10 protein-coding genes are annotated in these 14,364 nt (G+C 36.0%); 5 read left to right on the top strand and 5 right to left on the bottom strand.

Going from position 1 to position 14,364, the window contains the following annotated elements:
* Nucleotides 1-84 precede the first annotated feature (84 nt).
* Nucleotides 85-1,203: a DNA polymerase III subunit beta gene (gene dnaN, locus ABVM53_RS13835; RefSeq protein WP_128757078.1), complete on the top strand. Its 1,119-nt coding sequence runs from the start codon at nucleotides 85-87 to the stop codon at nucleotides 1,201-1,203.
* 105 nt (nucleotides 1,204-1,308) lie between these two features.
* On the opposite strand, the gene ABVM53_RS13830 is transcribed toward dnaN, so the two are convergent.
* The 3 genes from ABVM53_RS13830 to gltB all read right to left on the bottom strand — a co-directional run bounded on the left by ABVM53_RS13830 (nucleotide 1,309) and on the right by gltB (nucleotide 7,836).
* Complete coding sequence (locus ABVM53_RS13830; RefSeq protein ID WP_405327158.1) at nucleotides 1,309-1,746, bottom strand: hypothetical protein; 438 nt, start codon at nucleotides 1,744-1,746, stop codon at nucleotides 1,309-1,311.
* A gap of 107 nt (nucleotides 1,747-1,853) precedes the next feature.
* A complete protein-coding gene (locus ABVM53_RS13825; RefSeq protein ID WP_405327155.1) occupies nucleotides 1,854-3,320 on the bottom strand; it encodes a glutamate synthase subunit beta in 1,467 nt (488 codons plus the stop codon).
* Between the two features lie 7 nt (nucleotides 3,321-3,327).
* On the bottom strand, nucleotides 3,328-7,836 hold the full coding sequence (gltB, locus tag ABVM53_RS13820) for a glutamate synthase large subunit (RefSeq protein WP_405327152.1): 4,509 nt from the start codon (nucleotides 7,834-7,836) through the stop codon (nucleotides 3,328-3,330).
* A gap of 472 nt (nucleotides 7,837-8,308) precedes the next feature.
* On the opposite strand from gltB, the gene ABVM53_RS13815 reads away from it, so the two are divergent.
* Genes ABVM53_RS13815 through ABVM53_RS13805 form a run of 3 tightly spaced genes read left to right on the top strand, consistent with a single transcriptional unit; the run spans nucleotide 8,309 to nucleotide 11,062 of the window.
* A complete protein-coding gene (locus tag ABVM53_RS13815) occupies nucleotides 8,309-9,433 on the top strand; it encodes a porin (protein WP_405327149.1) in 1,125 nt (374 codons plus the stop codon).
* A gap of 19 nt (nucleotides 9,434-9,452) precedes the next feature.
* On the top strand, nucleotides 9,453-9,791 hold the full coding sequence (locus ABVM53_RS13810; protein ID WP_405327146.1) for a P-II family nitrogen regulator: 339 nt from the start codon (nucleotides 9,453-9,455) through the stop codon (nucleotides 9,789-9,791).
* A gap of 32 nt (nucleotides 9,792-9,823) precedes the next feature.
* Complete coding sequence (locus ABVM53_RS13805) at nucleotides 9,824-11,062, top strand: ammonium transporter (RefSeq protein ID WP_128757083.1); 1,239 nt, start codon at nucleotides 9,824-9,826, stop codon at nucleotides 11,060-11,062.
* Nucleotides 11,063-11,125: 63 nt separating this feature from the next.
* On the opposite strand, the gene ABVM53_RS13800 is transcribed toward ABVM53_RS13805, so the two are convergent.
* Nucleotides 11,126-11,488 (bottom strand): DUF4870 domain-containing protein, encoded by a 363-nt coding sequence (locus ABVM53_RS13800; RefSeq protein WP_405327143.1) that lies wholly within the window; start codon nucleotides 11,486-11,488, stop codon nucleotides 11,126-11,128.
* A 136-nt stretch (nucleotides 11,489-11,624) separates the two neighbouring features.
* Between ABVM53_RS13800 and ABVM53_RS13795 the strand changes: the two genes are divergently transcribed.
* Nucleotides 11,625-12,851 (top strand): hypothetical protein, encoded by a 1,227-nt coding sequence (locus ABVM53_RS13795; protein ID WP_405327140.1) that lies wholly within the window; start codon nucleotides 11,625-11,627, stop codon nucleotides 12,849-12,851.
* A gap of 36 nt (nucleotides 12,852-12,887) precedes the next feature.
* Here the strand turns inward: ABVM53_RS13795 and ABVM53_RS13790 are convergent, their stop codons facing one another.
* The gene (locus tag ABVM53_RS13790; protein WP_405327137.1) at nucleotides 12,888-14,357 is read right to left on the bottom strand and encodes a polysaccharide biosynthesis C-terminal domain-containing protein; all 1,470 of its coding nucleotides are present in this window, start codon (nucleotides 14,355-14,357) and stop codon (nucleotides 12,888-12,890) included.
* Between the last annotated feature and the right edge of the window lie 7 nt (nucleotides 14,358-14,364).

Here is a 14,364-nt window from a genome sequence, read left to right as displayed (position 1 = left end):
GAATTTTCAGTTGAATAAAGAAAATTACAACCAATCTTATTCTGGTTCAAATTATGAACCAAACCTTATAAATAGCACTTTCTTATGAAATTTATTGTATCAAGTTCTTATCTTTTAAAACAACTACAAGTTTTAGGTGGGGTAATTAACAACAGTAATACGCTTCCAATATTAGATAACTTTCTTTTTGAGTTAGAAGATAACGTACTTAAAGTTTCTGCTTCAGATCTTGAGACTACAATGATTGCAGTTCTGGATGTAGAATCTGAAGATACCGGAAACATCGCTGTGCCTGCACGCCTTTTATTAGATACGTTAAAGACATTCCCAGAGCAACCACTAACTTTTGTTGTTGGTGATAATCATACGATTGAAATTAGCTCAAATCACGGAAAATATGCTTTAGCATTTGCATCTGGAGAAGAGTTTCCTAATGCAGTTGAACTTGATGACCCGAGTAAAGTTACCATCCCGGCTGCAGTATTAGCTACCGCGGTAAGTAATACAATTTTTGCTACCGGAAATGACGATTTGCGTCCGGTAATGAGCGGTGTATTTTTTCAATTTGATACTGAAGGATTAACGTTTGTCGCTACAGATGCACACAAACTTGTAAAATATGGTCGTACTGATGTAAAAGCGACTCAAACGGCAGAATTTATAATGCCGAAGAAACCTCTTAATTTATTAAAAGGAATTTTAGCGTCAAGTGATGATGATATCACAGTAGAATATAATGATTCTAATGCAAAATTCAGTTTTGATAATGTTCAATTACTTTGCCGTCTAATTGATGGAAAATATCCAAATTACGAGGCTGTAATTCCTAAAGAAAACCCGAATAAACTGATTATAGATCGTAACCAATTTTTAAATTCGGTACGTCGTGTTTCTATTTTCTCAAATAAAACTACACATCAAATAAGACTGAAAATTGCTGGTGCAGAATTAAATATTTCTGCAGAAGATATAGATTATAGCAATAAAGCTGAAGAGCGTTTAACTTGTGATTATCAAGGAGATGATATGCAGATAGGTTTTAATAGTCGTTTTCTTGTAGAAATGCTTAATAATCTTAATGCTAATGACGTATCTCTTGAGATGTCTCTTCCTAACCGTGCCGGAATTTTAACTCCTGTAGATGGCTTAGATGAGGGCGAGAAAGTAACTATGCTCGTAATGCCAGTAATGCTAAATAATTAGAAAGATAAGTAAGTACCTTTCATTACCTGAAAAAGCCCCGTCGTAGTATCAACAGGGCTTTTTCTATTATAAGTAATATCATTATTGACCAATATATTCGTCTGTTTAGTTTTTAAATTGGTAGTATAGCGACGAACCCCTACAATCCTCCCAATTACTTTCTAAACTATTGGAGTCTGTATATTCTAAAAGCTCTTCAGTAGTTCCTGTGCAATTAGCGATTATTTCATGTTCAGAATCATGTGTGAATTTTAAATATTTATCGCTTTCTATCATCACGATATCAAAATTACCTTGAGATTGCAGTGTATCTCCTTCTCGAATCTGAACTTTAGTAAATCGCATTTCATTTTTCAGTTCATAATATTCTTGCCACGCCATATCAGAACCACTTTTTTCAGAATTTAAAGTATTGCCAGACATCTTAACAAGGTTAAGTCTAAGCGTTTGATTTTCTGATTCCTGAATGGCAGTATCAGAATTATCTGAGCAAGAGCCCAAAATTACTAAGCCTATTAAAAGATAGGTAGATCTAAACATCATATATAATATTTATATGTAGATGCCTTGCCTAAGCAATGGTTGCGTTAAAAATGCAAAAAAAAACGACTGAAGATTTTCAGTCGTTTCATAAATTGATCTATTAAAATTTAAACTCTTGGTAAATCACCATCACCTTTTAATGGTAAATCTGATTTACCCATGAGATATTTATCGATATGGTGAGCAGCTTGTCTACCTTCAGAAATAGCCCAAACTATTAGTGATTGTCCTCTTCGCGTATCGCCAGCTGCAAAAACGCCTGGGACATTAGTCATATAATCAGTAACCGAAGCTTGTATATTTGTACGCACATCTAAGTTAACACCTAACTGTTCTGCAACGGTGGGCTCACTTCCGGTAAATCCTAAAGCCAGAAAAACCATATCTGCCTTCCATTCTTTTTCAGTACCCGGAATTTCTTTAAGATTAGGACGTTCACCCGGTTTATGTATCCACTCTACTTCAGAGGTTATAAGACCTGTCAAATTTCCCTCTTTGTCGCCAACGAATTTCTTGGTTGAAATAGAGAAAAAACGTTCTGCTCCTTCCTTGTGTGAGCTACTCGTACGTAGACGCATTGGCCAATACGGCCAAGGTTGATTTTCGGGACGCTCTGGAGTACTCTTACTCATAATTTCAAAATTGTTAACGCTTGTCGCACCGTGTCTAATTGAAGTACCTATGCAATCACTACCTGTATCGCCTCCACCTATCACAATAACATCTTTTCCAGTAGCTTTTATTTCTTCACCTTGCCATTGTAACCCAGCAACACGACGATTATTTTGTGGTAAAAAATCCATAGCTTGATAGATCCCTTTTAAATCTGATCCTTCAATAGGAAGATTTCTTCGTACAGTTGCACCACTACATAAAACAACAGCGTCATATTCTTTTTTGAGTTCGCTGGCAGAAATATCGTGCCCTACGTGAACACCACACTTAAACTGAATTCCTTCTTCTTCAAGAACAACTAATCTACGGTCAATGACATGCTTTTCCATCTTGAAATCAGGAATACCATAGCGCAATAATCCGCCCGGCTTCTCATCACGTTCGTAAACAGTAACTAAGTGACCTGCTCTGTTAAGTTGTTGTGCTGCTGCAAGACCGGCAGGGCCAGAACCTATTATGGCAATTTTTTTACCGGTACGTTTAAGAGGTGGATTGGCTTTTATCCATCCATTCTTAAAAGCTTCTTCCGCTATATTTTTCTCAATATTTTCTATGGTTACAGGATCTTCGTTAATCCCTAAAACACAAGCCTCTTCGCAGGGAGCAGGACATAATCTACCCGTAAATTCTGGGAAATTATTTGTTCCATGAAGAATATGAGCAGCTTCTTCCCAGCGTTCTCTATATACAGCATCGTTAAAATCTGGAATTAAATTTCCTAAGGGACATCCACTATGGCAAAATGGAATTCCACAATCCATACAACGCGCCCCCTGATTTTTTAATTCAGACTTTTCAAGTGGTATTGTAAACTCTTCATATTTCTTCACCCGTTCTTCAACAGGCTTGTACGGTTCAATTTTTCTTTCGTATTCTAAAAATCCGGTTATTTTTCCCATGATTCTATTATTCCGTTAAATCTGTTAATTTTTCTTCTTCTTCCAGTCGTATAAGCGCTTTTCTATATTCTTCTGGCAGAACTCTTACAAATTTTGGCAAGTAAGAATCCCAATTTTCTAAAATACGCTGAGCTAAAGCACTTTGTGTATAATTGTAATGGTTTGTTACTAGTTCATGTAACTGGGTAACGTCATTAGATTCTGTCACTTCATCTAAATTTAAATCTGTTGCATTACATTTTGATCTAAACGTTTTGTCTTCATCTAATACATAGGCTACACCACCGCTCATACCAGCACCAAAATTTCTTCCAGTTTTACCTAGAATAACAGCGAGACCACCAGTCATATATTCACAACCATGATCACCTATGCCTTCGACTACTGCTACTGCCCCACTATTACGTACGCAAAAACGTTCTCCTGCTGTACCATTAAAATAGGCTTCACCACTGGTTGCACCATAAAGAGCTACATTACCAATTATTACATTCTCGCTAGCGTCAAAAGTTGCTTCTTCAGGAACTTTAACGATTAAACGCGCTCCTGAAAGTCCTTTCCCCACATAATCATTTGCATTACCATCTACTTTTAAAGTTAGACCGCGAGTCGCAAAAGCTCCAAAACTCTGCCCTGCTGATCCTTTGAAATTAACTTTCAACGTATTATCTGGTAAGCCCTGTTCTCCATAAATTTTAGAAATCTCATTACTTAAAATGGCTCCTACAGCACGATCTAAATTTGTTATATCAAGATCTAATGTTGTTTTCTCTTTTCGGAATAAAGCGGTATGGGCTAATTCTATAATTTCAAAATCAATTGATTTTTCTAAATGATGATTTTGAGTTTCTGTGCTATACACTTTTACACCTTCTGGCACAGCTATATCATGTAAAATAGGTGACAGATCTACACCTGCAGCTTTAAAGTGCTCTATGGCCTTATTACGATCTAATTTTTGTACTTGGCCCACCATCTCATCGATAGTTCTAAATCCTAGTTGAGCCATAATTTCACGTAATTCTTCTGCTACGAAATACATAAAGTTAACCACATGCTCTGGCTTACCTTTGAATTTCTTACGTAATTCTGGATTTTGAGTAGCAATACCTACAGGACATGTATTTAAATGACACACACGCATCATAATACAACCTGAGGCTACTAATGGTGCGGTTGCAAATCCAAACTCTTCTGCTCCTAATAAGCATGCCACCGCTACATCTCTACCGGTCTTTAATTGTCCATCGCATTCTAAGCGTATTCTACTTCTTAAATTATTAAGTACTAATGTCTGTTGTGCTTCGGCAATTCCTAATTCCCAAGGCAATCCACAATGTCTCAATGATGTTAATGGCGATGCTCCTGTACCTCCATCATAACCTGATATAAGTATAACATCTGCCATTGCTTTTGCTACCCCTGCAGCTACAGTACCTACTCCTACTTCTGAAACTAATTTTACGTTAATACGAGCTTCTCTATTTGCAGATTTCAGGTCATAAATTAATTGAGCTAAATCTTCAATGGAATAAATATCGTGATGTGGTGGTGGAGAAATTAAACCTACGTAAGGTGTACTCTTACGGGTTTTAGCAATAAACTTATTAACCTTTTCCCCTGGTAACTGACCGCCTTCACCAGGCTTTGCTCCTTGAGCCATTTTAATTTGAATCTCTGCTGCACTTGTTAAGTAGTTACTCGTAACTCCAAAACGTCCTGAAGCTACTTGCTTAATAGCAGAGTTGCGCCAGTCTCCATTAGGACTTTTATAAAATCGCTCTGCATCTTCGCCTCCCTCACCACTATTACTTTTACCACCTATACGGTTCATAGCAACCGCTAGATTCTCATGAGCTTCTTTACTAATAGAACCGTAAGACATTGCCCCGGTCTTGAATCGTTTAACTATTTCTGTCCAAGGTTCTACTTCCTCTAATGGAATAGGATCGTAATTAGAAAACTCAAACAATCCACGTATAGTCATTAATTGCTTTGACTGCTCATTTACCAGACTTGCGTATTCTTTGTATGTTTTTGGATTGTTTTGACGTACCGAATCTTGAAGTTTAGCTATGGTAAGCGGATTAAACATATGTTTTTCTCCGTTACGTCTCCAGCGATAATCACCACCAATCTCTAATTCAAGATTTCCTGAAATGTTCTGGCGTTTAAATGTACGACTATGGCGTTTTGCTACTTCTTGCTCCACTTCATATAAACCTATTCCTTCTATTCGGCTTGGAGTATTTGGAAAATATTTCTCAATTAATTTTGAATTAAGACCTAAAGCTTCAAAAAGTCTTGAACCTCGATACGAGTTTAAGGTAGAGATACCTATTTTGTTCATTACCTTAATTACACCTTTTCCTACCGCTTTGTTATAATTTTCTACAGCTTCTTGAAAATCAATATTATCAAGATTTTTCTCTTCAATCTCCTCTCGTATTATTTCATTTACCATATACGGGTTGATGGCACTTGCTCCATAACCAAATAATAGGGCAAAATGGTGCACTTCACGTGGTTCTGCAGATTCTATTATTATACTCATTTTTGAACGCTGTCCACTTCTAAAAAGTCCGCTATTCATATAAGAACATCCTAATAATGCCGGAATGGGAGCCATTTTTTCGTTAACCCCTCTATCTGATAGGATTAAGATTGTGTGACCATCATCGATGGCTTGTGATGCTTGAGCCACCATAGATTCTAAAGCATCTTCAAGACCATTAAGTCCTCTACTTGCTTCATACAGCATCGGTATTTCTGTTACCTGAAAGTCTGGATGATCAAAATTTTTGATCTTATCTAAATCCTCTTTAGAAATTACCGGATTTTGAATGCGTATTTTTTTACAGTAATCAGGAGTAATCTCCATCAAATTAGTATCTGGTCCTAGTGTGAGACTTAAATCTGTAATTAACTCTTCACGAATTCCATCTAATGGCGGATTAGTAACCTGAGCAAATAATTGCTTAAAATAGTTATATAAAAGTTGAGGTCTTTCAGAAAGAACTGCTAACGGAGTGTCTGATCCCATCGATCCTATAGGCTCTTTACCTTTGCCTGCCATAGGTAAAATAATGGTGCGTATATCTTCAGCTGTATAACCAAAAGCGTTTTTCCGAAGATCAAAAATTGTTTCTTCAACTTTAAGATCTGCATTGCGGTAAGGAATATCTTTTAAGTTGACGCGATTTTTTTTAAGCCACTCTCCATAGGGTTTCTGAGAAACTATACGCTCTTTTATTTCCTCATCATTTACAATACGGCCAGCCTTCATATCTACTAAGAACATTTTTCCAGGTTCTAATCTACCGTGGAAGGCTATATTTTTAGGTTCTAGATCAAGTACGCCAGTTTCTGAAGACATAATAACATATCCCGTTTTTGTAACTGAATATCTAGAAGGACGTAAACCGTTACGGTCTAAAACTGCTCCTATAAAGTCACCATCTGTAAAAGGAATTGATGCCGGACCATCCCAAGGCTCCATAATGCAGCTGTTAAACTCATAAAAGGCCTTTTTTGCTTCACTCATCTCCTGATGTTTTTCCCAAGCCTCAGGTACAAGCATCATCATTATTTCGGGAAGCGATCTACCAGACATTAATAGAAGTTCCACAACCATATCCATGGAGGCGGAATCAGATTTACCTTTTAATATAATAGGGAAAAGTTCTTTGAGGTCATCCCCAAACCAGTCGCTTTTAAGCAATTCTTCTCTACTTCGCATACGCGAAACATTTCCGCGCAGCGTATTTATTTCTCCGTTGTGGCACATATATCTAAATGGCTGCGCCAGATCCCAGGTTGGGAATGTATTTGTAGAAAAACGTTGATGTACAAGCGCTAATCTGGTAGTCAGTTTTGGATCTAATAAATCTGTATAGTAAAACTTAATATCTTCAGGCATTAGTAGACCTTTGAATATTAGAGTTTTATTAGATAAACTTGGTAAATAGAAATAAGATAGTTCAGAAAGTTTACTTCCCAGTATAGTATGCTCTGCTATTTTTCGGGCGGTATAGAGCTTAATCATAAACTCCTGCTCCTGCATTTCCTTATTAGGTTTACCAATAAATATTTGCTCAATATGTGGCTCAACGCTTGCTGCTATAGAACCTAGATAACCTGCATCTACAGGTACTTTTCTCCAGCCTAACAGAACAAGCCCCTTATCTTTAATTTGTTGTTCAAATACATTCTTACAATATGCCCGCTGATTTTCTTTTTTAGGTAAAAAGACATTACCCATTGCATATTCGCGCGGTGCAGGAAGATCAAAATCACAATTTTCTTCAAAAAAGTCATAAGGTATGTCTATAAGTATACCCGCACCATCTCCTGTTTTCCCATCACTACTTACTGCACCACGATGTTCTAGTTTTTCTAAAATTTCTAGAGCTTTATGTATAATATCATTTGACTGTTTTCCTTCAAGACTGCAAATGAATCCCGCTCCACAATTTTCGTGCTCCCATTCTGGTGAATATAAACCCTGTTTTTTCATAAAATTTCTCCTCTAATTTAACGTCTGAATCCTAAAGCTATTCAATAAAAATTTACGTTAATAATTTTAAAGACTAAGATTTTTATTATTTCATTATTAGCAATAAAAAGGATTTAAAATGATAACAAATCAAAATTAGTTAACAGATTTTATAAAATATGGAATGCTTTTTTTAAGAAATTCGAGTTTTTCGACATTAATTTAAATTTCATTAATTCTTAAGTCTATGTTAAGATTTGACGTTTTTGATACTTTTTTAACCAATAAATCTATAAAATCTCTTAAAAAATGGACATTATCCACAATCAATATGACAATTGAGAACTAAAAATTCACTTAAAATCTATTATACCCTAAATTTTATAGGGTGATTTTTATTTAAATAATAATTATTTATCACTTACCCCTATATTTTTAGGGGTACGCTTAATAATTAATTAGCTTAGCATCTCACCAAATAACCAAAATAGAGATGAAAAAATTTTTACTACCCTTAATGGTTTGCATAAGTGTTTCAGCATTTGCCCAAGAAGAAACTTCGTGGACAGATGGATTTTCGCTATCGGGATCTGTGGATGCTTATTTTAGACAAAACTTAAATGCTCCCAATAAACTTATAGATACCGATGTTGATGGTGAAGTTGACAGTTATATTGCTCCTGGCTCATCATTTGCTAATCAACCAGGATTTGCTTTGGGTATGGCCAATCTAATTATAGGCTACGAGAAAGGAAATGTGGGCGTTGTTGCAGATCTTGTATATGGCCCACGCGGTACAGATGCTGTGTTTGGCTCTACTACAGCCAGTTCAAGTATCGTTAATCAGTTATATGTATACTGGAATGTTAGCGAAAAAGTAAAACTAACTTTTGGTAATTGGAATACATACTTAGGATATGAAGTTATCTCGCCAGCGGCTAACTTTAACTACTCTACCTCGTATATGTTTTCTTATGGACCTTTTTCACATTCTGGTTTAAAGGCAGACTTTACCCTTGATGAAAATTGGAGTGCTATGGTTGCTTTGATGAACTCAACAGATTATACAGACTACAATCCGTTTGGAGGTTATACTGCAGGAGCTCAACTTGGATATTCAGCTGGATCAGGTAGTGCGTTTTTAAATTTTCTATATGGCGATCAGGACGGTGACTATACAGATATGGGTCTTGGAGAAGGTCTAGGCGCTACTTTTCAAGTAGATTTAACTACAGGCGTAGATTTATCTGATTCTTTTTACTTAGGACTTAACACTACTTACAATAGCACCGAAGCCGGAGATCTTGGAGGAGACTCTTTTGGTTTTTATGGTGTTGCATTATATGCACAACTCGCAGCCAGTGAAAACTTCTCTGTAGGCTTACGCCCAGAATATTTTAGCCAGTTCGGCGGCTTTGATGCCATAGGTGGAAACGATGCCGAAGGAGACGGAAATGTACTTGCCGTAACCTTATCTGGAAATGCAAAAGTTGGCCCTCTTACTTTTATTCCCGAATTTAGATTAGATTCTGCTAGTGAAGATGTATTCTTAGATGGTGATTTAACACCACAAGGAAGCTTAGGGTCCTTCCTTCTTGCAGCCGTATATTCATTTTAATCTAAAACAAAATTACACAATGAAAAAAATCGAAGCGATTATTAGAAAATCAAAATTTTCAGCCGTAAAACAGGCTTTACATGAAAAAGGAATCAATTTCTTTTCCTACTGGGATGTTACTGGTTTAGGAAATGAAAAACACGGTCACGTTTACCGCGGTGTTTCCTATAGTACCAGCGATATTCAGCGCAGATACCTTTCTATTGTGGTAAATGATGATTTTGAACAAATCACCATAGCTGCAATTCTGGAAGCTGGAGCAACCGGGGAGATCGGTGACGGAAAAATATTTGTATCTGATGTTAAAGAAGCATACCGAATACGAACAGGCAAAAAAGGTGGCGACACTTTAAATTAAAACTTAACAACCCTTACAAAACAAATTAATATATGGAAGCAGGATTATTTACAGCAAACAACGTATGGATGATGATCTGTACAGGGCTTGTGTTTTTTATGCACCTAGGATTTTCACTATTAGAAATAGGATTAACACGCGAGAAAAACACAATTAATATTTTATTTAAAAATGTGTTTATTATATGTGTTGGTCTTTTAGTTTATTACATAGGAGGCTTTAATCTAATGTATCCCGGTTTTGCAGAAGACTCTTCCGGTATCTTCAGCTTTGCTGGCTTTGGAATCGCTCCTCCAGAAAATGGGATGACTCCAGAATATGCCGATGGCGGTTATACATGGTGGACAGATTTTCTTTTTCAGGGAATGTTTGCAGCCACTGCAGCAACTATTGTGTCTGGTGCCGTAGCAGAGCGCATAAAGCTTGGAGCATTTATGATCTTTACAGTGATTTATGTAGGTCTCGTTTATCCTATTGTGGGTTCCTGGAAATGGGGCGGTGGATTTCTAGATGCTATGGGATTCTATGATTTTGCCGGTTCAACTCTCGTTCACTCTGTAGGTGGCTGGGCAGCTTTAATTGCTATTTATTTACTAGGAGCACGTATAGGTAAATTTGATGCAGATGGTAAGGCAAATGCAATACCAGGTCATAATATTCCATTTGCAGTAGCCGGTGTTCTTATCTTATGGTTAGGTTGGTTTGGATTTAATGGCGGTTCTGTTTTATCTGCAGATCCTGCACTTACCTCACTTACACTTGTAACAACTTCACTCGCAGCTGCTGCAGGTGGCGTAAGTGCTTTTGTGGTATCAACAGTAATGTATAAGAACTATGATTTAACGATGTTCTTAAATGGTATTTTAGGCGGACTGGTAGGAATAACAGCAGGTGCTGATCAAATGGGTCCTAATGATGCTATAATTATAGGTGTAATTGCCGGAGCGATTATCGTATTTGGTGTAGCGCTGGTTGATAAATTAAAACTTGATGATCCTGTAGGTGCTGTAGCTGTACACTTAATTTGTGGTATCTGGGGAACCCTAGCCGTTGGTATTTTTGGTGCGATGGCCAGTATCGAGCAGTTTTTAACGCAATTAACAGGAGTAGGAATTGTAGGTGCATTCTGCTGTATCTCTGCTTTTATAATCTTATTTATACTTAAAATAACGATCGGTTTACGCGTTTCAGAGCGTGAAGAACTTGAAGGTCTTGATGAGCACGAACACGGAATGAGTGCTTATCCAGATTTTGGTCTCAATGAACACTAAAAATTTTCGGTTTCTCTTATTTAGAAAAACCCGGCACCAATTGGTGCCGGGTTTTTTATTTCACTACTTTATAAATTGGTATGTTAACGGATAATAGGTATGTTCTCCATTAATCGTTTTGATTGCATTAATAATCGGAAATATAAATATTAATACACCTAAAACAATAAATCCTATTATGCCAAGACCAAAAAGCAAAATTGCGGGAACACAAAGTAATGCTAATATGAAAGTGCTTATTTGAAAATTTAAAATTTGCTTACCTTGATAATCCATACCTAAAACTTTATCCCGCTGCGTTAACCAAAGAATTAACGGTATTATAAAGCCACCACAGCCCGTAACAAAATTTACTAATTGACTTAAATGCGCAACCGCAACTAAATTTCTATCCTCTCGTAAATTCATGATTTTTTGATATTTCATTGATTACTATATATGTAGCAAGTTCATGCTATTTGTTACGTTGCTCAGAAACTTAATTTCTTATTTATGGCACGCTACTTGTTTAGTATAATGTGTACCATCCAAAAACTAGTACGAACAATTAAAATTAGAAATCATGAAAAATTTATTCTTTCTTATTATAGGCCTAGTGGTAGGTCTTTCTCCTACAAATGCGGAGACTTTGGATGCTACTTTAACACGATATGACGGATCCCGGTATATTTTTGTAGAAGGTGGCGTGGAGTTTTCGGTTTATCCAGATGGTGAATTCGATTTTGTATTACCACAGTTAGCTCGTAATGCTGTACAAGTAAATGTAAATACCGGACCATTAAATATTAGTTATAACTCTGGGTATAATTATGACCCTTATGTTCAATATGATGACTATGGAGCCGTATTACAAATAGAAAACGTACCTATCTATTATGATAATTGGGGAAGAATTATACAAGCAGGAGATGTTTATATAAATTACAACCATGGACGTATTGTAAATGTTGGAGGATTAAATGTGTTTTATTCTGGCACACGATTTTCACACGTTACAGGATACATAAATGTCTATAACAGATCTTATGTATATCATCCTTATCATAATTATTTCTATAGACCTTTTTATGACAGGGCTTTAGTTTACAACACACCTTATAGAAGATATTATCGTCCTACTAGATATGATTATGCTTATCATAGAAGTCACTATAATCAAGGTTATCGTAATGGATATGCTAATGCTTATCACGATTTTAAAAAACCAAAAGGTCGTATAGCACATAATAATGTGAGACGCGGTAGTTATTCAACAGCAAGAACTCAAGTTAACAATGATAGACGTTATACTGCAAGCTCAAGAACATCATCTGCAAGTAGATCAAATAATACTAGATCACAAACTGTAAATAGAAGTTATAGCTCGAGAAATTCTAAATCACCAGCAATTATTGATAATAGAAGCTCTAGATCAAGCACACCAAATGTTGTTCGTGCAACAACTACTAATTCTCGAAGTTCTAATGCAGCGAGATCATCACAATCTCAACGTGCTACTTCAAAAAATAGTAGAAACGATCGCCCTGTTGCAGCACAAAGAAATAGTTCTACCCAGCGAGCCACAACACAAAAAGCACCGCAAAGTAGAAGTGTAACTTCAAGAAGCAGCTCATCACCACGTCAAGTGACTCAGAGAGCAAGTTCGCAGCGTACAAGTACACCGCAACGTACAGTACAGCGCACACAAAACTCACGCACAAGCAATGCTGCAAGTTCAGCTAAAAGTAATAATAGACAGTCCTCTAGTTCACGTAGCTCTAATAGCCGCTCAAGAAGTGGAGATAATTAAAATTTTGGTTGGTTAGTTGTAAAGTCCCGTAATTGTTTATTCAATGCGGGATTTTCTTTTTAGAATATTATCATTTAACCAATTATAAATTTCTGGGGAGATTTTGAATATATAGACTACAGCTAAATATATACTTCCTAGAATAATTGATTTTAGTCCTATGGCTAAATAGGGATTTAATTTAAAATTCCAAAAGTAAAAACATACTCCTAAAACTAATAGCAAAGAAGTAACATACAAGGTTGCTCTGGTAAAAGGGTGCATACCGAATTTTTTGTAAACGACAATTATTTTTGCTAATGCATACCCTACTGATGCAATAAACGTTGCTATTGCAGCCCCATTTATCCCTAATTCTGGAATGAAAATCAAATTTAGAATAATTGCTAAAATCACTAGAAATACACCCAGCACAAGCACTAATCGATAGTAATCACTATTGTATAGAATAGCATTATTATTACCTAAAATGTTATCTACTAATTTTGCTAATGAAATTAGAAGCACCACATAAAGACCTTTGCTATATGCAGGGTCCAGAATGAGGTAGAGTGTATTGATATTACATACAATTAATAAGAGTAATAAACCGGAGATTATATAAAGCGTAAGCGAACTTTTTTTATATAAATCTTTAAGCTCAACAAAACGTCTCTCATTCAAATAATTTGCTGTGAGTGGATACATAATCTGATGCATTGCACGTGCAGGAACAGCTATTACAGCGGCTATATAAATCCCAACTGAATAATAAGCAATATTCTCAATGGCCACGAGCTTACCTAGCATAAACATGTCAATTTCCAAAATCATAACCGCCACAGAACCTGCAACAATAATTAAGGTGCTGTACTTTAAAATAGCCTTCCACTCTTCCGGAATAGCAAGTCTCAGTTTTGGTTTTTTTAGACTGAATGCATAAACTAACATAATAAACATGCGTAATACATAAACGATGGCCAATCCATATAAAAACTGATCCATATTAATAAGATTAATTGCAAACAAAAGCAGTAATATCATCACACCGAGCCGATGGAAAATCTCGTTCATAATATTTCCGAAGACACTATGTAGTTGCGCTTTTGCGTATGCGTAAGCTATTTCAAAATATGCCATTGAAAATGCTATAATACCTATAACAATTATATAGGGTCGCACTATCTCATTCTTTGAAGCCAGAAAATCTACTATATCAGAGTAGAAAACTGTAATTAAAATAGTGGTTGGGATTAGTATAATTAATGGAAGTCCCAACATAAAACTTAGAAAAACTTCTTGTTTTCGGCCGCTATATTTTGAGTAAAATTTTATTAACGTATTGTGAGTACCTACTGCTATAAACGGCATAGCTAATGTTGCACTGCTAAGCAAGAATCCTACAAGACCATAATATTCATCTTGAAAAAACTGAACATATAATACCAAAGTATTTAAAGCACCTATTCCAAAACCTAAATAAGTTGTTATTAAATTCTTGAATGACTGTGATGAAACAATTCCCATATGATTA

Origin of the sequence: Leeuwenhoekiella sp. LLG6367-2.1, from assembly GCF_045055775.1 — a bacterium.
GTDB lineage: Bacteria > Bacteroidota > Bacteroidia > Flavobacteriales > Flavobacteriaceae > Leeuwenhoekiella > Leeuwenhoekiella aequorea.
The sequence above is the reverse complement of the archived record's forward strand: the minus strand, read 5'-3'. Positions and strand labels throughout refer to the sequence as shown.

Bases quoted from the DNA above. Each gene is read 5' to 3' on its own strand.
- dnaN (WP_128757078.1), top strand. From the start codon at position 85: ATGAAATTTATTGTATCAAGTTCTTATCTTTTAAAACAACTACAAGTT.
- ABVM53_RS13830 (WP_405327158.1), bottom strand. From the start codon at position 1,746: ATGATGTTTAGATCTACCTATCTTTTAATAGGCTTAGTAATTTTGGGC.
- ABVM53_RS13825 (WP_405327155.1), bottom strand. From the start codon at position 3,320: ATGGGAAAAATAACCGGATTTTTAGAATACGAAAGAAAAATTGAACCG.
- gltB (WP_405327152.1), bottom strand. From the start codon at position 7,836: ATGAAAAAACAGGGTTTATATTCACCAGAATGGGAGCACGAAAATTGT.
- ABVM53_RS13815 (WP_405327149.1), top strand. From the start codon at position 8,309: ATGAAAAAATTTTTACTACCCTTAATGGTTTGCATAAGTGTTTCAGCA.
- ABVM53_RS13810 (WP_405327146.1), top strand. From the start codon at position 9,453: ATGAAAAAAATCGAAGCGATTATTAGAAAATCAAAATTTTCAGCCGTA.
- ABVM53_RS13805 (WP_128757083.1), top strand. From the start codon at position 9,824: ATGGAAGCAGGATTATTTACAGCAAACAACGTATGGATGATGATCTGT.
- ABVM53_RS13800 (WP_405327143.1), bottom strand. From the start codon at position 11,488: ATGAAATATCAAAAAATCATGAATTTACGAGAGGATAGAAATTTAGTT.
- ABVM53_RS13795 (WP_405327140.1), top strand. From the start codon at position 11,625: ATGAAAAATTTATTCTTTCTTATTATAGGCCTAGTGGTAGGTCTTTCT.
- ABVM53_RS13790 (WP_405327137.1), bottom strand. From the start codon at position 14,357: ATGGGAATTGTTTCATCACAGTCATTCAAGAATTTAATAACAACTTAT.